Annotated in this window: 17 protein-coding genes and 1 tRNA gene; 7 read left to right on the top strand and 11 right to left on the bottom strand. The window is 61.1% G+C overall.

Annotated features, from left to right (window positions below):
• Positions 1 to 99 precede the first annotated feature (99 nt).
• A complete protein-coding gene (locus AC3IT6_RS16665) occupies positions 100 to 528 on the bottom strand; it encodes a hypothetical protein (protein ID WP_489356595.1) in 429 nt (142 codons plus the stop codon).
• 321 nt (positions 529 to 849) lie between these two features.
• Here AC3IT6_RS16665 and AC3IT6_RS16660 point away from each other — a divergent pair.
• Positions 850 to 924: transfer RNA gene (locus AC3IT6_RS16660), tRNA-Gln, on the top strand.
• 96 nt (positions 925 to 1,020) lie between these two features.
• On the opposite strand, the gene AC3IT6_RS16655 is transcribed toward AC3IT6_RS16660, so the two are convergent.
• Positions 1,021 to 1,683: a glutathione S-transferase family protein gene (locus tag AC3IT6_RS16655; RefSeq protein WP_489351229.1), complete on the bottom strand. Its 663-nt coding sequence runs from the start codon at positions 1,681 to 1,683 to the stop codon at positions 1,021 to 1,023.
• Between the two features lie 158 nt (positions 1,684 to 1,841).
• Here AC3IT6_RS16655 and AC3IT6_RS16650 point away from each other — a divergent pair, with 158 nt between their 5' ends.
• Together AC3IT6_RS16650 and AC3IT6_RS16645 are read left to right on the top strand one after the other, a co-directional pair.
• Positions 1,842 to 2,774: a GlxA family transcriptional regulator gene (locus AC3IT6_RS16650; RefSeq protein WP_489351227.1), complete on the top strand. Its 933-nt coding sequence runs from the start codon at positions 1,842 to 1,844 to the stop codon at positions 2,772 to 2,774.
• 101 nt (positions 2,775 to 2,875) lie between these two features.
• Complete coding sequence (locus tag AC3IT6_RS16645; protein ID WP_489351225.1) at positions 2,876 to 3,850, top strand: nitrilase-related carbon-nitrogen hydrolase; 975 nt, start codon at positions 2,876 to 2,878, stop codon at positions 3,848 to 3,850.
• A 68-nt stretch (positions 3,851 to 3,918) separates the two neighbouring features.
• On the opposite strand, the gene AC3IT6_RS16640 is transcribed toward AC3IT6_RS16645, so the two are convergent.
• Positions 3,919 to 4,425 (bottom strand): HvfX family Cu-binding RiPP maturation protein, encoded by a 507-nt coding sequence (locus AC3IT6_RS16640; protein WP_489351223.1) that lies wholly within the window; start codon positions 4,423 to 4,425, stop codon positions 3,919 to 3,921.
• A gap of 401 nt (positions 4,426 to 4,826) precedes the next feature.
• Here AC3IT6_RS16640 and AC3IT6_RS16635 point away from each other — a divergent pair, with 401 nt between their 5' ends.
• Positions 4,827 to 6,329, top strand: a complete 1,503-nt coding sequence (locus tag AC3IT6_RS16635) for an aldehyde dehydrogenase family protein (protein WP_489351221.1) — start codon at positions 4,827 to 4,829, stop codon at positions 6,327 to 6,329.
• 272 nt (positions 6,330 to 6,601) lie between these two features.
• On the opposite strand, the gene AC3IT6_RS16630 is transcribed toward AC3IT6_RS16635, so the two are convergent.
• The 3 genes from AC3IT6_RS16630 to AC3IT6_RS16620 form a co-directional block, all read right to left on the bottom strand.
• The gene (locus tag AC3IT6_RS16630; protein ID WP_032829393.1) at positions 6,602 to 6,931 is read right to left on the bottom strand and encodes a hypothetical protein; all 330 of its coding nucleotides are present in this window, start codon (positions 6,929 to 6,931) and stop codon (positions 6,602 to 6,604) included.
• 522 nt (positions 6,932 to 7,453) lie between these two features.
• The gene (locus AC3IT6_RS16625; protein WP_489351219.1) at positions 7,454 to 7,957 is read right to left on the bottom strand and encodes a GNAT family N-acetyltransferase; all 504 of its coding nucleotides are present in this window, start codon (positions 7,955 to 7,957) and stop codon (positions 7,454 to 7,456) included.
• A gap of 105 nt (positions 7,958 to 8,062) precedes the next feature.
• Entirely contained in the window at positions 8,063 to 10,009 is a 1,947-nt protein-coding gene (locus tag AC3IT6_RS16620; RefSeq protein WP_489351217.1) for a DNA topoisomerase III, read from the bottom strand.
• 255 nt (positions 10,010 to 10,264) lie between these two features.
• On the opposite strand from AC3IT6_RS16620, the gene AC3IT6_RS16615 reads away from it, so the two are divergent.
• On the top strand, positions 10,265 to 10,633 hold the full coding sequence (locus tag AC3IT6_RS16615) for a DUF427 domain-containing protein (RefSeq protein ID WP_008046975.1): 369 nt from the start codon (positions 10,265 to 10,267) through the stop codon (positions 10,631 to 10,633).
• Positions 10,634 to 10,687: 54 nt separating this feature from the next.
• Here AC3IT6_RS16615 and AC3IT6_RS16610 read toward each other — a convergent pair whose 3' ends face one another.
• Both AC3IT6_RS16610 and AC3IT6_RS16605 read right to left on the bottom strand, forming a co-directional pair.
• Positions 10,688 to 12,310: an MFS transporter gene (locus AC3IT6_RS16610; RefSeq protein ID WP_489351215.1), complete on the bottom strand. Its 1,623-nt coding sequence runs from the start codon at positions 12,308 to 12,310 to the stop codon at positions 10,688 to 10,690.
• 135 nt (positions 12,311 to 12,445) lie between these two features.
• On the bottom strand, positions 12,446 to 14,113 hold the full coding sequence (locus tag AC3IT6_RS16605) for a GMC family oxidoreductase (protein WP_489351212.1): 1,668 nt from the start codon (positions 14,111 to 14,113) through the stop codon (positions 12,446 to 12,448).
• Positions 14,114 to 14,245: 132 nt separating this feature from the next.
• On the opposite strand from AC3IT6_RS16605, the gene AC3IT6_RS16600 reads away from it, so the two are divergent.
• On the top strand, positions 14,246 to 15,148 hold the full coding sequence (locus AC3IT6_RS16600; protein ID WP_489351210.1) for a LysR family transcriptional regulator: 903 nt from the start codon (positions 14,246 to 14,248) through the stop codon (positions 15,146 to 15,148).
• 107 nt (positions 15,149 to 15,255) lie between these two features.
• On the opposite strand, the gene AC3IT6_RS16595 is transcribed toward AC3IT6_RS16600, so the two are convergent.
• The 3 genes from AC3IT6_RS16595 to AC3IT6_RS16585 form a co-directional block, all read right to left on the bottom strand.
• Positions 15,256 to 16,353: a DNA alkylation repair protein gene (locus AC3IT6_RS16595; RefSeq protein WP_489351208.1), complete on the bottom strand. Its 1,098-nt coding sequence runs from the start codon at positions 16,351 to 16,353 to the stop codon at positions 15,256 to 15,258.
• A 160-nt stretch (positions 16,354 to 16,513) separates the two neighbouring features.
• Entirely contained in the window at positions 16,514 to 18,322 is a 1,809-nt protein-coding gene (locus AC3IT6_RS16590; RefSeq protein ID WP_489351206.1) for a monovalent cation:proton antiporter-2 (CPA2) family protein, read from the bottom strand.
• 133 nt (positions 18,323 to 18,455) lie between these two features.
• Positions 18,456 to 19,529 carry a diguanylate cyclase domain-containing protein gene (locus AC3IT6_RS16585; RefSeq protein ID WP_489351204.1) on the bottom strand — a complete coding sequence of 358 codons (1,074 nt, stop codon included), beginning with the start codon at positions 19,527 to 19,529 and terminating at the stop codon, positions 18,456 to 18,458.
• Between the two features lie 172 nt (positions 19,530 to 19,701).
• On the opposite strand from AC3IT6_RS16585, the gene AC3IT6_RS16580 reads away from it, so the two are divergent.
• Positions 19,702 to 20,040: an FKBP-type peptidyl-prolyl cis-trans isomerase gene (locus AC3IT6_RS16580; protein WP_007999592.1), complete on the top strand. Its 339-nt coding sequence runs from the start codon at positions 19,702 to 19,704 to the stop codon at positions 20,038 to 20,040.
• Positions 20,041 to 20,060: the final 20 nt, after the last annotated feature.

Genomic DNA, 20,060 nt, shown 5'->3' with positions numbered 1-20,060 from the left:
GGTGAGTTCGTCGCAACGACGCGCTCACCTGTTCCAGCTTGAAACCTGCTTTTGCTGAAGTCTGGGCGCTGGCGACAAACCTGGAGCTGGCGGTCGACACTATCCGCAGGTGTCGGCGACGGCCTTTTCAGCTCGTTTGAATTCCTGTTTGACGTCGGTGGGAATGCGTTGCTTTTTCAGTTCCTGACCGAGGAAGGGTTGTTCGCCTCGGGACTGGACCTCAGCGTCTTCGGCCGTTATCTGCGCCTCGATGGCAGCGGCGTGCTTGTCGATGACGGCATCGACCTCGGCTTCATTTTTGGCCGTATCGAGTGCCAGGACCAACTGGCCAGCCTCGGCTTTTTCGGCTTCGGCATAGGCTTCGACCGTCAACCCGGAGGCCAACGCTCGCGTCTGGGTTTCCAGGCGATTGAGATGCTCCCGGGCGGCCTTGCAGACCGCTTCCTGTCGCTGGTCCTGGATGTGTTCCCAGGTGTTCAACCCATAAATCGCGGTCCCGAGTACCAGAAGGGTTGCAGCGGCCCCCATTAATTTGCCTTTCACTTTTGGCGCCCTCAAATGGCAAGGGAAGGGTGTTGCGCAAACGATTCCCGATTCAATTCGAGTAAAGAAAAGCGTAGCAGAGCTGTTCGGGCTGAATGTGCGCCGATAACTCCCCGAGATCCGGCTCAACACTAAGCACCTGTTTTAATGAACAATTTTTTTTGTTTGGGCTTCCCAGACGAGGAAAAAGTTGGTAAATTTGCGCCCACTCTTGCAGCGGCCCTCAGGGAGCCAGTCGCGAGAGCAGGCAACAGGTCTTGTTGCCACTCAAGCAAGCGAGTGCCAGGCACTCATCGCAACAGATACAGGGGCGTCGCCAAGCGGTAAGGCAGCAGGTTTTGATCCTGCCATGCGTTGGTTCGAATCCAGCCGCCCCTGCCATTTTTTATTCCTGCATAATCAGATAACACTCGACCGACGGTTATTATTCGTCGATTCGTTTTTTTTGCCTCCCGATCCCCAGTCGCGCTGGTGTCACTACCGAAAGCGCTCCGGGATGGCCTCGGCAAACGGATACCAGGAAAAATACGGCCTTGCCTCGTCGATCACCCGCTTGACCGAGGGTCTTTGGGTCAACCTGTCGAAATAAGCACCCAAGTGGCGATGATCGTCGGGAAAGGCTACGAGAGTGCTGGCGTAGAACAGCGCCGGGGCGGCGGCGCAATCGGCCATGCTGAACGCCGGGCTGGCGACCCAGGTTCTTGCCGTCAACTGACGTTCAAGCATGCTGTACGCCGTCGTCAGCGCGGCGCGTTCGCGGGTCAGGTCGCCATGGGCGGCGTTCAGGCGGTCACTGACGATCTTCTGCATGGGCACCTGGACATGCAGGTCGAAAAAACGATCCCACAGGCGGACTTCCAGCGCGGTTTCCCAATCGTCCGGAATCAGATGCGCCTGGCCGGGATGGAGCCGGTCCAGGTACTCAATGATCACACTCGACTCCGGCACATTCTTTTGCCGGGCGTGATCGCGCAGCACCGGAAACTTGCCGATCGGCCACAGCGCTTGAAGTTCGGTCCGGTCAGCCTCGTTGCCCAGGTCGATGACCCTTTTTTCAAATTCGATTTCCAGTTCATACAGAGCGATCAGTGCTTTGTGGCAGAACGACGAGAGCGGATGGAAATACAGAGTCAGTGACATCCTTCAATTCCTCGGTGAGATGGAAACCTCTTGATTATCCATCGCCATCCGCCAATGCGCGAGGTGCTCCACCCTGATGTCCGGTGCCTGCTGTTCGGGTTAGAGTACAGGTCTTCTGGCCTGAACTTTAGGCATGCCACGTTTAGGGTCATATCGCCATGCACCAGATCGGACTCATTGTTTACCCCGGTTTCCAGGTTCTGGGCCTGGCCATGTGTGCCGCCTTCGAGTTGGCCAACAGTGCCGGTGACGAGCCGTTGTACCGCATTGCCTTGCTGTCCGAGCCGGGTGGCCTGGTGCAAACGTCCGCCGGTTTTGCTGTGCAGACCGAAGCGTTCGACCAGCGCGCGTTCGATACGCTGCTGGTCCTGGGCGACAACCTGATCCGCCCGACCACGCCGGGCATGCTGGAGTTTCTGCGCCGCGCCAGTCTCGGCACCCGGCGTCTGGGCTCGATTTGCACGGGGGCGAATGCGTTGGCGGAGGCCGGTTTGCTCGACGGTCGGCGGGCGACCACGCATTGGGCGCATGTGCCGGCCTTTCGCAAGGCGTACCCGAACGTGAAAGTCGAGGAAGACCGGATCTTCATCAACGATGGCCACCTGTGGACGGCGGCGGGCATGAGCGCGTGCGTGGACCTGGCTTTGGCGCTGGTGGAGAAGGACCTGGGCGTCGACATTGCACGCAAGGTCGCGCGGCAATTGGTGGTGTACCACCGGCGTTCCGGCGGGCAGTCGCAGTTTTCGGTGATGCTGGAACTGGCACCCAAGACCGACCGGATACAGGCCGCGCTGAACTACGCCAAGCAGAATCTCAAGTCCGCGCTGTCGGTCGAGGAACTGGCCAGCGCGGCCAATCTCAGCCCTCGGCAATTCAGCCGGGTGTTTCATGCCGAAACCGGCCAGTCTCCGGCCAAGGCCATCGAAAACCTGCGGGTCGAGTCGGCCCGGTTGATGATGGAAACCGGACGGCACTCCATCGATGTGGTGGCGACGGACACTGGTTTTGGGGATCGGGAACGCATGCGCCGCGCTTTTATTCGGGCGTTCGGGCAGCCGCCGCAGGTGATTCAGCGTGCCAGTCGGGGCTGAATCGTGATGTCCTGAAAGGTGGTGTATACGACATTCAAGCCTATTTATTATCGGCGTAATCTTGATCTCGTTGAAACGTATCCCTCAATGAGATCACCGCCATGACCCTCGTCAAAGCCGCCGCCGTACAAATCAGTCCCGTTCTTTACAGCCGTGAAGGCACCGTTGACAAAGTGGTGCAGAAGATTCTCGAACTCGGCGAGCAAGGCGTGCAATTCGCTGTGTTCCCGGAAACCGTCGTGCCGTACTACCCGTACTTTTCCTACGTGCAGTCGCCTTTTGAAATGGCCGCCGAACACCTCAAGCTGCTGGACCAGGCGGTCACCGTGCCTTCGGCCGCCACCGATGCCATCGGTGCTGCGGCCAGGCAAGCGGGCATGGTCGTGTCCATCGGCGTCAACGAACGCGATGGCGGCACGCTGTACAACACGCAGTTGCTGTTCGATGCCGACGGCTCGCTGATCCAGCGTCGCCGCAAGATTTCCCCGACCTACCACGAGCGCATGATCTGGGGCATGGGCGATGGCTCCGGTCTGCGTGCCGTCGACAGCGCGGTAGGGCGCATCGGGCAACTGGCCTGCTGGGAGCACTTCAACCCGCTGGCCCGTTATGCCTTGATGGCTGATGGCGAACAGATCCATGCGGCGATGTACCCGGGGTCGTTTGCCGGTCCCCTGTTCGCCGCGCAAATGGAAGTCAGCATTCGCCAGCATGCCCTGGAGGCCGCGTGCTTTGTGGTCAACTCCACGGCGTGGCTGAACCCCGAACAACAGGCGCAGATCATGGCCGACACCGGTTGCGCCATCGGCCCGATCTCCGGCGGTTGCTATACCGCAATCATCAGCCCGGATGGCACGGTCTTGGGTTCGTTGCAGGAAGGTGAGGGCGAGGTGATCGCTGATCTCGACATGGGCCTGATCGACAAGCGCAAGCGCATGATGGATTCCCGCGGCCACTACAGCCGCCCGGAACTGCTGAGCCTGCTGATTGACCGCACCCCTCAAACCCATGTGCATGAACGCAGCGCGCATCCGAAACTGGCCGAACAGACCGGGCTGGAAGAAGTGATGGGTTAGTTCCGGACAAACAAAAAGGGGGCTTCCATGAAGCCCCCTTTTTGTTTGTCCGCGTTGCAGCTTTCGTTTCAGCGACGCCAGATGAAACGCGCCAGCAGCGCATCGATGCTGAACTTGCCGGCACCCGACAGCAGCAGCGGGGTGAGGGCCACAAGGTAGATCAAGGGCAGCTTGAAGTTGCCGTAACCCTTGTTGCTGATGGCATAACCTTGGGCGAGTTCACTGAGGGTGTGCCAGTCGGCGGGCCAATGCACGGCGGCGGTTGCGACGAGGGTCAGTACCATCAGGCTCAACGCCGAAAAACGTGTGCCCAGGCCCAGCAGCAAGGTCATGGCAAAGATCAGTTCGGCCCACATCGACAGTTCCCAGTTCAGCGTCGCTGGAAGGCGGTCGAACGGAAAAGGGAAGCGCGCCTGGATATCGGCGAACCAGTTCTCGCCGTTGAATTTTTCCAGACCGGATTCGAGGAACTCCCAGGCGAGGAACACCCGCAGCGCCAGGGGGGCAACCCAGTCGCCGGCACGGTCGAGGTTCAGGTGCAGGCCTTTGACGGCCGAAGAAATGGAGGTGCTCATGGACGTTGCTCTCTTTCAGGTCAGGGCGGCGGGGCAACGGCATGCCCCGTGAGTTGAGCGCTTTGATCGGCATGGCCAATCGACAGGCGTATTTCATCAACGGGGTGTATCTGCGGTGTGTCGTTGTGGCGGGGTTTTGCGTGCGGGGTGTGTCGGGGGCGGGGCTGTATACATTGAGATACGTAACCATGGGGTTTTTCATCCAATGCACAACCAGGGTGGGAGCGGGCTTGCTCCGGGCGGCGTTCCGACGAATACGGTGTGTCAGGCACCATCAACGTGGCTGAAGTACCGTATTCGCGAGCAAGCCCGCTCCCACAGGGGATCACCGGTGCGAAGCGTGACGCTCCAGGGAAATTGCTATACATTTTCCGGCCGCCCACTGCATGGTGAACCGCTTCATGTCCCTCGCGCTCGAACGTCTAGTCGCTGGCACGCCAATCCCTTTCGCCGGTAATCGTGTCACGGTCGTCAGCCCCGAACTGGCGCAACGCTTCCAGCCCGGTGATCACCTGCTGGTGGAGCAGGTCAGTGGTGAGTTGCTGCTAATCCCCGTGGCGGACCAGCAAGCGGCCAACGTCGCGATCGAGCGCGCCCAGGCGGCATTCACCGCGCTGTCGGCGGTGTCTGACCAGGCGATCAGCGCCTTCTTCGACCTGTTTGCCCAACGCCTGGAAACCCCGGAGTGCTGGGCCTTGATCGAAGCCGCCAACCTCGCCGACATCGAACGGGCCAAGGCGCGCGGTCGCTCGACCACCCGGTTGCTGGCCGATGAGCGCATGCGTCGCGACATGATCGCCGGCCTGCGCGCCTGGCGTGATGCGGCGGCCAGCCGTGGCAAGGTGATCAGTAGCGTCGAGCACGATGGCTGGAAGGTCGAGCAAGTGGTCTCGCCGCTGGGCATCGTCGCGTTCGTCTTCGAAGGCCGGCCGAATGTGTTTGCCGACGCGGCCGGTGTATTGCGCACCGGCAACACCGCCGTGCTGCGCATCGGCAGTGATGCGTTGGGCACCGCCCAGGCGATCGTCACCCATGCACTGAACCCTGCATTGAGCGATGCCGGCTTGCCGGCCGGTGCGGTGTCGCTGGTGGAAAGTGTCAACCACGCCGCCGGTTGGGCGATGTTCGCTGACCGGCGCCTGTCATTGGCGGTGGCCCGTGGTTCGGGTCGCGCCGTCAGCCAGTTGGGCAGCATCGCGCAGCAGGCCGGCACGGCGGTCAGCCTGCACGGTACCGGTGGCGCGTGGCTGATCGCCAACGCCGATGCCGACGCCCCACGCTTTGCCGCCGTGGTGCGCAACTCCCTGGACCGCAAGGTCTGCAACACCCTGAACGTCTGCCTGATCCACCGCGACCGCGCCGCTGAACTGGTGCCGCTGTTCCTCGACGCACTCATGCAGGCCGGCACCGCACGGGGGCAGGGCTGCAAGCTGCATATCGTCGAAGGCAGCGAGTCGCATCTGCCACAAGATTGGCTGGCGGCAACGGTCCAGGTTTACCGCGCCGAAGGCTATCAGAGCGAGGCGCAGGCCGAGCCGTTGCCGGAAGATCAATTGGGCCGTGAGTGGGAGTGGGAAGAAACCCCGGAAGTCAGCCTGAAAATCGTCGACGACCTGGACGGTGCCATTGCCTTGTTCAATTGCTACAGCCCGCAATTCACAGTGTCCTTGATCAGTGAAAGTGCCGAGGCCCAGGAGCGTTTCTACAACGCGGTCAACGCGCCTTTTGTCGGCAATGGCATCACCCGTTGGGTCGACGGCCAGTACGCGCTGAACAAGCCGGAACTGGGGCTTTCGAACTGGGAGAGCGGGCGCCTGTTTGCTCGCAGCGCGATTCTCTCGGGCGATGGCGTGTTCACCATTCGCAGTCGCATGACCCAGGTCGATCTGGGTGTCAAACGCTGAGATGGCGGTGCCTGTGACCGCTGCAAGGGCGGTCACTTTTTTGAACCGGCGGTATTAGCGGCATTGACCAATTCATCATGACCACCACTAAACCCTGTGGGAGCGGGCTTGCTCGCGAATGCGGTGTATCAGTTGACATAGTGTTATCTGACACACCGCATTCGCGAGCAAGCCCGCTCCCACAGTTGATCTTCGTTCTGGCATAAAAAAAGGCCTGCTCCTTATCGGGAGCAGGCCTTGTTTATCAATAAGTCAGTAATGACTCATTTCAATTAGTAGAACCGGTCAATCACCCGAACTTCGTTCTGATTCTGCATCGAGGCCCAGGCCTGTTTCAGGGTTTGCAGAACATTACCGATGAAGTCCTTGTCGGCCGCGGCTTTCTTGCCGACATAGCCCTGGCCGCGACGGTACATCTTCAGTCGGGCCAGCAGGTTCTGGTTGTTCTGGTCGAACTCTGCTTCATGGGCGTGCGGCGACAGGCAGTCGATATGAACCTGGCCACACTTGCTGATCCAGAGAATATGGTTGTCGTGGCTGTCTTTCTTTGCAGCGAAGATACGAGCCAGCTCATCGATAGTTGGTTGATTGTTCAGATTCATCATAAAGCCCCTTGACCAATTGGTGATCTTTTAAAGTTGATTCGCTAATACAGGTAGCCCATCGGTTAGTTGATCCCTGGCACCGAAACCAGGACGTCAGCGTTCGACCGCCTTATCGGGCGGGGTCCTGCGTCTGTTGCATGTAGTCGTGTTGAATAACTGCTACGCAATAGCGTCACAACGAAGAGAAGCGGCGAAAACCTTCAGGCCACTGCCGACGTTTTCAGGGTCGGCCACAAGCTTCATGAGGATTGCTCGCCAAGACTTCTCGCCCTTGTACTGGACGTTCAGGCCAGGTCAGCTTCTTCAATCTGCCTTGTGGGCAGCGTGTATCCGGGAAAAACAGCTCGGCGGTCAGACGAGCTTGCTCAAACGTGTTGCCTGTACTCCCGATCGGGGAGACGTCTGCATCATGCAAGGGCAAATCGGAGGCGTCAACGGTTTTGTAGTGAATATTTTCAGTCACTACATATTGTCGGACAAAGCTGTTGGGAATTAGCGCGGGGGGCGAGGTCGTGTCGGTCAGGACGACAAAGGCGGACACTCAAAGCGGTAAAAAGTGCAGGAATGACCGTCTACCAGCTGTTGATGCAAGGTGAACCCGTCAACGCCGAGCCCCGGTATCACGGCGGCCCAGAACAAGCGTGCTGGCTGGTTCGCCTTGATGTGGAAAATCTGCCATTGACCGGGGAATTGACTCAAGAGGGTGGAAACGACAAATCGCGCGACACCCCGGCCACGGAAGCGTCGGCTGACAAACAGATAGCCGATGTTGTAGTCGGCACCGGGTAGATGGACCTGGTTATCCACGGTCACGAAGCCGGCCAGTTCACCGTCGACCTTGATCAGGAATGGTCGGGTGGCCGGGTTTCGCCAGTAGTCGGGCATGGGCAGGATGTTGAACAAACCGTATTCGCCCAGATTCAGCGGCAACCATTCACTGAAGTCGTAGGTGTAGAACTGCATCAGGTTCTCGATGGTTTCCAGCTCATCGCGTTGGGCAGCGTGCAGTTCTATCGAGGACATACGAAGTGGCTCCTGATCGGTCAGGTGACACGGTTCATTATGGCCGGCAACGAGTGATCTGTGGCGAGGGAGCTTGCTCCCTCGCCACAGGGTTCTGTGTCGGGTTCAGGTATTGCTTGCCGGCTTTGCCCTGCGCCTGGTGCCGCTCGCTGGTTGGCGCGGGGCGCCTTTTCGTTTTTTCTTCCAAGGGGCAGCGGCGGAACCGCCCGGCGGTGGGCCGCTGATGGTCAGGCTCAGCCCGGCACAGCGACTGACCTGCTTGCTCATCCACGCCGCCTGTTTGGTGACGAACTCTTCCAGGCTCATTTCCCCGCTTTGCACCATGTCCAGAGCCTGTTCCCAGATCGCCGTGGTGCCCGGATCGGCGATGGCCCGCGGCACGGCATCGATCAGGCTGAACGCGGCCGGCGTGGCGGCCAGGGCCTTGCCGTTCTTGATCAGGTAACCACGATCGAGCAGGCCCTGAATGATCGACGCGCGGGTCGCTTCGGTGCCGATGCCGGTGGTGTCCTTGAGTTTTTGCTTGAGCAGGGGGTCCTGCACCAGTTTGGCGACATTCTTCATGGCCTTGATCAGGTCGCCTTCGGTGAACGGCTTTGGCGGTTGCGTCCAGAGATCCTTGAATTGCACACCGGCCACTGTGCAATCGATGCCTTCGGCCAGGTTGGGCAGTGTCTGCGGTGCCGGGGCTTCGCGCCCCTTGGCCGGGGCCAGCGCTTCGGGCAGGGCGCGTTTCCAGCCCGGCTCAATGATCTGCTTTCCGACAGCGCGCAAGGCCTCGCCGGCGCAGTCGAAGTCGGCCTGGGTGCGGTCGTATTCGTGATTGGGCAGGAACTGCGCCAGGTATCGCGCGCGGATCAGGGTGTAGACCGCACGCTGTTTGCCTGCCAGCTTGTCGAGATTCTTTGCCGCAGCGGTGGGGATGATGCCGTGGTGCGCGCTGACCTTGGCATCGTTCCAGGCCCGTGAGCGCCGTTGCGGATCAAGGTGATCGTGCAAGGCGCTCAACGCCGGATCGGCCTGGCGCAACGCCGCCAGAATGGCCGGTGCCTCGCTGTGTTGACTGAGGGGCAAGTAGCCGCAATCACTGCGCGGATAGGTAATGACTTTGTGGGTTTCGTACAGTGCCTGGGCGATGTCGAGGGTTTCCTGGGCGCCGAGGCCGAGCTTCTTCGAGCAGACCTCCTGCAGGGTGCCCAGGTCGAACGGCAGCGGGGCCACTTCGCGCATCCGCTCGGTGCGCAGTTTGATCACCCGCGCACTGGCCGCGCCACTCATGGCGGCCGCCGCTTGTTGTGCCAGCGCCTGGTTCAGGCAGCGGTCCTGATCGTCGCAAAGCTCCGATGCCGCGCGCCATTGCGCCGTGAACGCGGTGCCGTTGTGCAGCAGTTGCACGCCGATGGCCCAATAGGGGACGGGCACAAAGTCGGCGATGCTGCGATCGCGATCCACCACCAGGCGCAAGGTCGGCGTTTGCACCCGGCCAACTGGCAACACGCCTTGATAGCCAGACTGGCGCCCCAGCAGGGTGAATAGCCGACTCATGTTCATGCCGATCAGCCAGTCGGCCCGGGAACGCCCTAAGGCGGAGTGATAGAGGCTGAAGGTCTCGTTCCCCGGTTTGAGGGCCGCGAGGGCCTTGCGGATGGAGGCATCGTCCAGTGCCGACAACCAGAGCCGGCGGATCGGCCCGCGATAGCGGCAATGCTCCACCAATTCCCGGGCGATCATCTCGCCCTCGCGGTCGGCGTCCGTGGCGATGATCAGTTCGGACGCTTCACCGAGCAGGCGCTTGACCGCCTTGTACTGGCTGGCGGTGCGCGGCTTGACGGTCATTTTCCATTTTTCCGGAATGATCGGCAGATCCGCCAGCACCCAGCGCTTGTAGCGCGCGTCGTAGGCATCCGGCGGTGCGGTTTCCAGCAGGTGGCCGATGCACCAGGTCACCGTGACGTCCGTTCCCAGCCAACAGCCATCGCCCCGGCGCCGGGCGCCGAGGACTGCCGCGATGTCTTTGGCCTGGGAAGGTTTTTCACAGAGGTACAGCCGCATAACCACCATCGTCGATCAATGTGCCAAGGGTGCACAGAATGGCGCTTGATGGGCGATGGAGCAATCTTTATCTGTATGGATGTACAGCTTGGTGTGTCGCTCCCGTTCGGCTGCGAAGCAGTCGCGAGGGTAAAACTTGGGTTATACCTGATAAACCGAGGTCTCAGGTTTTGGGGCTGCTGCGCAGCCCATCGCGGGCAAGCCACGCTCCCACATCGATTTGCAGGTCCATCACCGTCATGAGGAACGCATTCCATGAAAAGCTCCGGTCCTAGTCCTGTCATCACCATCGCCGAGCAGCCTGGCTGTCTGCTGGTGAGATTTCACGGTATTCAAGTGGCCGCCTCGGCACGGGCCCTGGTGTTGCTGGAGGCCAATTACCCGCCGGTGTACTACGTGCCGCGAGAGGACATCGACGAGAAGTATTTCGCCCGCACCGACCACACCAGCTATTGCCCCTACAAGGGCGATGCCAGCTATTTCAGCCTGCAGGTGCCGGGGCATGAAAGCGCCAATGCGGTGTGGAGTTACGAAGATCCCAAGGTGTCGGTAGAACAAATCCGCGGGTATCTGGCGTTCTACCCGGATCAAGTGAAGTTCGAGTTGCTCGATGCCGAGGTCTGATCGGGGTTGATCGGCGCGACGAGGGAGTCAGCTCCCTCGTCGGCAGGCATTACCTCAGTTCTTGTCGAGATCCACGTTGCGCGTCTCACGAAGGCAAATCATCCCCACCACCAGGCTCACCCCGGTGATCACCACCGGGTACCACAGCCCGTAGAAGATGTCCCCGGTGTACACCACTAGCGCGAACGACACGGTCGGCAGGAAGCCACCGAACCAGCCGTTGCCGATGTGGTAGGGCAGGGACATCGAGGTGTAGCGGATGCGGGTCGGGAACAGTTCGACCATCAACGCCGCCAGCGGGCCGTAGCACATCGCGGAGATGATGATCAGCGCCACGATCAGCGCCACGATCATCGGTTTGTTGATCTGCTGCATGTCCGCCTGTTTCGGGTAACCGGCGAGGGTCACGGCACCGCGCAAAGCGGCTTCGTCGAAACCATCGATCTTCACGTCACCGACGCTGACCTGCACGTCACTGCCGGCCGGGGCCGCTGCGCTCTGGTACGGCAGGCCCTGCTTGACCAGGAAGGTCTTGACCTTGTCGCACGGGCTGTCGAATTTCGCCTTGCCCACCGGGTCGAACTGGAAGGTGCAGGTGGCCGGGTCGGCCATCACGGTGATCGGTGCCTGGCGGCTGGCCTGGTCGATGGCCGGGTTGGCGTAGTGGGCCAGGGTCTTGAAGATCGGGAAGTACAGCGCGGTGGCCAGCAACAGGCCGATCATCAGCACCGGTTTACGCCCGACCTTGTCCGACAGCCAGCCAAAGAAGATGAAGAAAGGCGCGCCAATGGTCACGCTGACAATCAGCAAGCCGTTGGCTACCGCCGGGTCCATTTTCAGGAACTGGGTGAGGAAGAACAGCACATAGAATTGCGCGGCGTAGAAGGTCACCGCTTGCCCGGCGTTGATGCTGAACAGGGCGATCAACACCACCTTGAGGTTTTCCCACTTGCCGAAGGAATCGCGAATCGGCTGTTTGCACAGCTTGCCTTCTTCTTTCATTTTCACGAAAGCCGGCGACTCGTGCAGGCTCATGCGAATCCAGGTCGAGATGCCCAGCAGCACGATGGAAAACAGGAACGGAATGCGCCAGCCCCAGACTTCGAACTGATCGCCGGTGAAGTAGCGGCAACCCAGCACCACCAGCAGCGAGAGCAGCAGGCCCAGGGTCGCGGTGGATTGAATCCAGCTGGTGTGGAAGCCCCGCTTGCCGACGGGCGCGTGCTCGGCGACATAGGTCGCGGCGCCGCCGTACTCACCGCCCAGGGCCAGGCCCTGGAGCATGCGCAGCACCACCAGGATGATCGGCGCGGCGATGCCGATGCTGGCGTAGGTCGGCAGCAGCCCGACGCAGAACGTCGCCAGGCCCATGAGGATGATGGTGGCGAGGAAGGTGTACTTGCGCCCGATCATGTCCCCCAACCGCCCGAACACCAGCGCGCCGAACGGCCGGACGATGAAGCCGGCGGCGAAGGCCATCAGCGCGAAGATAAACGCCGTGGTGTCGTTGACCCCGGCGAAGAACTGCTTGCTGATCACCGCCGCGAGGGCGCCATAGAGGAAAAAGTCATACCACTCGAAGACCGTCCCGAGGGACGAGGCGAAGATGACTTTCTGGGTTTCCTGGCTGGTGCCCGCGCTGCGCACGGCTTCCAGGGTTTGAACGTTTTCTGACATACCGGTATCCCTCACAGTGATTGTTTTTGTTGTTCCACTGGTGTTGCGTGTTCCATTTCAGGGGTAATGCTCAGTGTCCGTGAATCTAATGAAGTTCCTGTGGGAGCGGGCTTGCTCGCGAAAGCGGTGGATCATTCACATTGATGTTGAATGACACGACGTCTTCGCGAGCAAGCCCGCTCCCACAGGGTTGGTGTTTACAGATGGGGCCAGGATCATTTGCGCAGCCTTCTCGGCAATCATCAGCGTCGGCGAGCAGGTGTTGCCCGAGCTGATGCGCGGCATGATCGAGGCATCGGCAATGCGCAGGCCAGGGATGCCATGGACCTTGAGTTGCGCATCGACCACGGCGTCGGCGTCATTGCCCATGCGGCAGGTGCCCACCGGATGGAAAATCGTGGTGCCGATCCGCGCGGCGGCTTCGTGCAGTTGTTCTTCGCTTTGCAGGCTGTCGCCGGGCAGGTATTCCACCGGATTGAAGGCGCGCAGGGCCGGAGCGGAGACGATGCGGCGGGTCAGGCGGATGGCGTCGGCGGCGACCCGCAGGTCCTCCGGATGGCTCAGGTAATTGGGTTGGATCAGCGGGGCTTCCTGCGGATCGGCGGAGCGGATTTCCACCCGGCCACGGCTTTGCGGGCGCAGATCGCAGACCGACGCGGTGAACGCCGGGAACGCATGCAGCGGTTCGCCAAAGCGCTCCAGCGACAGCGGCTGCACGTGGTATTCGAGGTTGGCTGACGTCTGCTCCGGCCCCGAGCGGGCAAAGGCGCCCAGCTGGCTCGGCGCCATGGACAGCGGGCCGCTGCGGTCATACAGGTAGCGCAGGCCCATGCCCAGCTTGCCCCACAGGCTGCCGGCAATCTGGTTCAGGGTGCGGGCATTTTCCAGCTTGTAGATCAGCCGCAGTTGCAGGTGATCCTGCAGGTTGCCACCGACGCCGGGTAGCTCATGGACAACGCCAATGCCCAGCCGCTCCAGCAGTGGACGCGGGCCGATGCCGGAGCGCTGCAGGATGCTGGGCGAACCGACCGAGCCGGCACACAGGACGATTTCCTTGCGCGCCTTGAAGGTTTTCGCCTGGCCTTGCCAGCGGGCGCTGATCGCCGATGCGCGACCATTGTCCAGCAGCACGCGGTCGACTTCGACACCCGTCAGCACGGTGAGATTGGGACGCTGGCGAATGGGTTTGAGAAAGGCCTTGGACGCGTTCCAGCGGATGCCGGCCTTCTGATTGACCTGGAAATAGCCGCAACCTTCGTTGTCGCCCTGGTTGAAGTCATCGATGCTGGCGATGCCGCTTTGCTCGGCGGCGCTGCGGAACGCATCGAGAATCGGCCATGACAGGCGCTGGCGTTCGACCCGCCATTCGCCTGCGGCACCGTGAAATTCGGCGGCGCCGGCAAAGTGATTTTCACTCTGCTTGAACAGCGGCAACACGTCTTGCCAGCTCCAGCCAGGGTTGCCGTCGGCGGCCCAGCGGTCGTAGTCGCCGGCCTGGCCGCGCATGTAGATCATGCCGTTGATCGAGGAGCAGCCACCCAGCACCTTGCCGCGCGGGTAGCTCAGGGCGCGGCCTTGCAGGCCCGGTTGCGCTTCGGTCTTGAAGCACCAGTCGGTGCGCGGGTTGCCGATGCAGAACAGGTAACCGACGGGGATGTGAATCCACGCATAGTTGTCGCGGCCGCCGGCCTCGAGCAGCAACACGCGATGTTGCGCATCGGCCGACAGTCGATTGGCCAGCAGACACCCGGCCGGCCCGGCCCCGACCACGATGTAATCGTATTCATCAAGGGAAGTCTGCATCCCTGACCTCGCGTTGTTGTTCTTGTTGTCTGTCATCCTAGTTGTTAGCTTTCGTCAAAAGAATGTTAGTTTTTACGCAGCCGCTGTGCGTTTTTAAACAGCATCCCGAACGGCAACGAACAAGGACGATTCATGTTCGACTGGAATGACCTGCGGTTTTTTCTCGAATTGCAGCGCAGCGGGCGTTTGCTCACGGCTGCCCGTCGCTTGAACACCACCCATGCCACCGTGGCGCGGCACATCGAGGCCATCGAAAAGAGCCTCGGTACGGCGTTGTTCGTCCAGCATGCCCAGGGTTACGAGATGACCCCGGCTGGCGAGGCGTTGCTTAAACACGCCGAGGCGATGGAGAACGTGGCGCTGCTGGCCCAGGAGGAAATCACCCAATCCACCGCGCCGCTGGGCAAGATCCGCGTCGGGGTGACGGAAGGGCTGGGCATCATGTTCCTCGCCAGTCGCATGAACGGCTTGTTCGAGCGCTATCCGGGGCTGGAGGTGGAACTGGTGGCGGTGCCGCGTTTTGTCAGCATCCTCAACCGCGAGGCGGAAATCAGCATCCACCTCGAGCGCCCGGCCGCCGACATGCTGGTCACCCGCAAACTCACCGACTATCGCCTCGCGCTCTATGCCAGCCAGGACTACCTCGACCGTTCACCGCCGTTGCGCAGTCGCGAGGACCTGGGGCGTCATGCGTGGATCGGTTACGTCGATGATTTGCTGTTCAGCCAGGAACTGATGTTCCTCAACAGCTTCTGCCGCAACCCGCGGGTGGTGTTTCACAGCACCAGCGTGATCGCCCAGCAACAGGCGGCGCGAGCAGGTCTGGGGATTGCCGTGCTGCCGTGCTACATGGCCAGTGCCGATCCCGGTCTGGTGCCATTGTTGCCGGACGAAAGCATCCAGCGCAGCTACTGGATCAGCACCCGCCGGGAGCTGCACAAATCGGTGCGGTTGCGGGTGTTGTGGGATTATGTGGTGCAGTTGTGTGAGCGGGAGCAGGGGTTGTTGCAGGGGGCAGTTTCCATCGGTGCCTGAGCTGACGCCTTCGCGAGCAAGCCCGCTCCCACATTGGAATGCGTTCCCCCCTGTGGGAGCGGGCTTGCTCGCGAAGGCGTCGGTAGATTCACAATTGATCTAATGGTTTAAACGAGAATCTCGAACGCTGTACTGGCCAGCCGCTCACCATTGACCATGACATGCACCGCATGGCGCCCCGCATAATGCCGGCGGGTGGTGAGTTCCTTGATCTGCTGACCACGGCTGACGGCTTCGACGGCGTTGCCCGGCAGTGTCAGCGCCTTGAGCTTGAACACCTTCGCCGAGGTGCTGCCGTTGGCCTTGACGTAATCGATGGCGTAGTCGATCACCAGGCGCTGACTGCTTTGAACGGTGGATTTGACCGCAAACGACAGGGTGATCTTTTCTCCCAGGCCAATCACCGGCGGTTCGACTTTCACATCAACGATCTCGACTTCAGGCTTGCCGCCCGCGCCGATGATCGCCAGTGCCCGCTGGTTGCCCTGCTTGATCAGGCTGCGCAGGGCGTGTTTGGCGACCCACGCGGTGTGCCGGTTGTCCAGCGACCAGCCTTCGATCAGGCCGAGCACCCAGTCGGGATGATCCTTGGTGATGTCGTTGAGGTGGTTGGCCACGGATTTGCGCACGTACAGGCTGGTGTCGGCCTTGAGGTTGTCGAGGATGTTCGCGGCCAGTGTCGGATCGGCCTGGATGGTCTCCAGCCGGAATGACCAGGGCAGGCGTGGCCGGCATCCTTCGCTGGCCAGGCGCCGCACATGCTCGTTGTCGTCCAGGGACCAGTCGTGCATCAGCTTGAGCGAACGCTCGAGGTCACTGCGCAGAAAATGGCGGATTGCGAATTCCGAAGAGCCAAAAGCGGTGAAGTACTTCATTGCGTCCATCGACTGTTCGAACGCATGGGCGCCGTAGCTGGCTACATAGTGCGGCAGGCACATGCTGACGAAGCCACTGTTCAGGCGCGGGGCGAGGGCGCGCAGCACCTGCAGCGACCCCTCGTAGTCCAGGGGAAGCACGGCGTGCAGGCACTCGCTGACCCGGGCCATGCGCTGCATGACGCTGAGCTCTGCCAGGCCGGATTGGGCCAGCTTCAGGAAGCGCCTGGCCTCGAATGGCGGATAGACAGCGGTCATTTCGCTGGCGATGTGCTGGAGGCGCTCGGCGTTGAAGATTTCCTTGAGGGCGGGGGCAGGTTGGTCAGTCATGGTGGCTCCTTTGAAGTTGTGGTTATTCCATCACACCGCGTTATCGTTCTTCGCGAGCAAGCCCGCTCCCACACTGGATCTCTGGTGCTCACAAATATTGAGCCTGGTAGCGATCCCTTGTGGGAGCGGGCTTGCTCGCGAAGAGGCCCGAGTAGTCACCTCAATTCTTGCCCGCCTGCTCCTGCAGTTGATCCGACTCGAACAACCTGCCAAGTTCGACCCGCGCTTCCTGCGCCGTCTGCATCACTTTCACCGCGTCGTCATACACCGCATGCTGGGCTTCAAGCACCTCTTCGTCGTGCTGCTTGAAGCGCTTGATCCGCGCATCCGCCTGGGCCTGGGTCAATCCCAGGCCGATCAGGGTTTGCCGGCTCATTTCCAGGCTCGAATAATAGGTTTCGCGCACGGCGTGAGCGCCGACGTCCATCAGCCGGTGCACATGCTGGCGGTTACGGGCGCGGGCGATGATCTTCATGTGCGGGTAGAGCTTGCGCACCAGTTCGGCGGTCTTGATGTTGGTGTCCGGGTCGTCGGTGGCGATCACGAAATACTCGGCTTCCCCGACCTTGGCCGCGTTGAGGATTTCCGGGCGCATCGGGTCGCCGTAGAACACCGGTACGCCACCAAAGCTGCGGGACAGTTCGATGGTTTCCACCGAGGTGTCGAGGGCCACGAACTTGATGTTCTGTGCGCGCAGAATCCGCGCAACGATCTGGCCCATGCGACCCATGCCGGCGATCACCACCCGTGGCGCGTCGGCGTCGATTTCGCGGAACTTCTCCGGCACTTCCACCGGTTGCACCTTCGGGCTGACCAAGCGTGCGCAAAGCAGCAGCAACAGCGGCGTCACGGCCATGGACAGGGTGATGGTCAGCACCAGCAAGTCATACAATTCGGTGGCGAACAACCCGTGATCTCGCCCGATCTTGAACACCACAAAGGCAAACTCACCACCGGCTGCCAACACGATTCCCAGGCGGATCGCACTGACCTTTTTCAAGCCCCCGGCCAGGCGACCGACCAGGAACAGCAGCGGCAGTTTGATCGCGATCAGCAGCAGGGTCAGGCCCAGCACCGCCACCGGCATGCTCAGCAACAGGCTCAGGTTCGCGCCCATGCCGACGCTGATGAAAAACAGCCCGAGCAACAGGCCCTTGAACGGTTCGATCTGGGCTTCCAGTTCATGGCGATACTCGGAGTCCGCCAGCAGCAGGCCGGCGAGAAAGGCGCCCAGGGCCATGGAAATTCCGACCAGCTCCATCAGCCATGCCGTGCCGATCACCACCAGCAATGCCGTGGCGGTGGAGACCTCCGGCAACGCGGTTTTGGTCACCACGCGAAACACCGGTCGCAGCAGATAACGTCCACCGATCACCACCACGGCGATGCTGGCCAGCACTTGCAGACCGTGGTTGAGGTTTTCGCTGGCGCTGGTGCTGTGATCGCCACCGGCAAGCAACGGCACCATGGCAATCAAGGGGATCGCGGCGATGTCCTGAAACAACAGGATCGCGAACGCCAGCCGTCCGTGGGGGCTGGTCAGTTCCTTGCGTTCAGCCAGGCTTTGCAGGCCGAATGCCGTGGACGACAGCGCCAGGCCCAGGCCGAGGACGATCGCGGTGTTCAACGGCTGGCCAAACAACCACAGCGCCACCACGCCAATCACCGTGCCAGTGAGCAACACTTGCGCCAGACCCACGCCGAACACTGATTTGCGCATCACCCACAGGCGTCGCGGCGACAGCTCCAGGCCGATGATGAACAACAGCAACACCACGCCGAGTTCGGAAATGTTCGCGACGCTTTGCGGATTGTCGATCAGGCCCAGCACCGACGGGCCGATGATCACCCCGGCAAACAGATAACCCAGAACCGCCCCCAGTTGCAGGCGCTTGGCCAAAGGAACGATGAGCACGGCCGCCATCAGAAATACGACAGCGGCTTGTAACAGGTTGCCTTCATGGGGCATGGGCGAAACTCCAGAACTCGACACAGCGGGGGCGTCAAGGATAAAGGCTGGGCTCGCTGAAGATCTACCGTGGGTTGTCAGTCAGGTCTTTACAGTTGGGCCGGCGCCTTCGCGAGCAGGCTCTGACGAAGTGCTACTGACTGTGCGCCCGCACCACGCTCTCGGTGCCCAACCGATACTGATTGTTCCCGCTGCGCTTGGCCTCATACATCGCCAGGTCGGCAATGTGCAGCAAGCGATCGATGCTCGGCGCATGATCGGGGAACACGGCGACGCCGAGGCTGGTGCCGATGTGGCGCTGGTCGTTGCCGATGGTGACGGGCGGGGAGAGTTCGACGAAGATTTTCTGGCAGATGGTGCGCGCTTCGTCTTGCAGGCTTTTGCTTTGGGGCAGGTCCTGGAGGATGACCACGAATTCGTCGCCGCCGATCCGGGCGACGGTGTCGGTGCCACGCAGAATGCGCTTGAGCCGCGTGGCGGTCGTAACCAGCACGCGGTCGCCGGCTGCATGACCATAGCGGTCGTTGATGGCCTTGAAGCCATTGAGATCGACAAACACCAGCGCCACCCGCGTGGCGCCGGTGCGCGCCTGCTCCAGCGCTTCGGACAGGCGCTCTTCGAGCACCAGGCGATTGGGCAGACCGGTCAACGGGTCGTAATGGGCCAGGTGCTTGAGGTAGTTGGCCGAGGCCTTTTCTTCGGTGATGTCGCGTACCACGCCCATCATCTTGACCGTTTCGTCGTGGTCATTCTTGACCACGTTGCCGGTTTCCCGCAGCCAGCGGATCGTTCCGTCGGGCCAGACCACGCGGTATTCCTCGTCATGGTTTTCACCGGTTTGCAGGCAACGCAGTTCGCCGGCCCGAACCCTGGGCCGATCATCCGGATGCACGCAGGAGCAGAACAGGGCGTAAGAGGGCGTCACTTCGCCGATCTTGAAGCCGAACATGCCGAAAATGGCATCTGACCAATACAACCGGTCGGTGTCGACATCCCAGTCCCAGGTGCCGATGCGGGCAAAGTACTGGCTGCGTTTGAAGCGTTCGGCGTCGCCATCCTGGTGGATGCTCTGGCTTTCGGGCAGGTTGTTGATGATCGCGCGATATTCCGCCAGTCGCTTTTGCAGCGAGCGTTCGCGCCAGACCAGCGCGACGATCAGGCTGAGCGTCGTTGAACCAAGGATAAGGCTGGTCCAGAGCAGGATCATTCGGGGATGGCCATCAGGGCGGTGAACCGTACGGGTCATTGTTGATTATTTTAGTTCAGCAAACAGCTTTAAACGTCGCGCGGGAGGTGGCAATGGTTGCCAATCGAGGGCAAATCTGGGAAAACGGCGCCCGTCAGGCCCTTGAGGGCGAGAGAGCATACGAGTGAAATCAATGAATGACGAGCTTCAGGTAATCGATCTACAGGTGGGTGACGGAAAAGCCGCCATCAAAGGCGCACTGATCACCACCCAGTACCGTGGCTGGCTGGAGGACGGCACCGAATTCGATTCTTCCTACAGCCGTGGCAAACCCTTCCAGTGCGTGATCGGCACCGGGCGGGTCATCAAGGGCTGGGACCAGGGCATCATGGGCATGCAGGTCGGTGGCAAGCGCAAGTTGCTGGTGCCGGCGCACCTGGCCTATGGCGAACGCACCATGGGCAAGATCACGCCGAATTCGAACCTGATCTTCGAAATTGAATTGCTGGAAGTGCTGACGCGGGATGATTGACCGCGGTTGCCCGGGAGGCC

It is taken from the genome of Pseudomonas sp. KH_017 (genome assembly GCF_057840285.1).
This window is presented reverse-complemented; position numbering and strand designations above follow the sequence as displayed.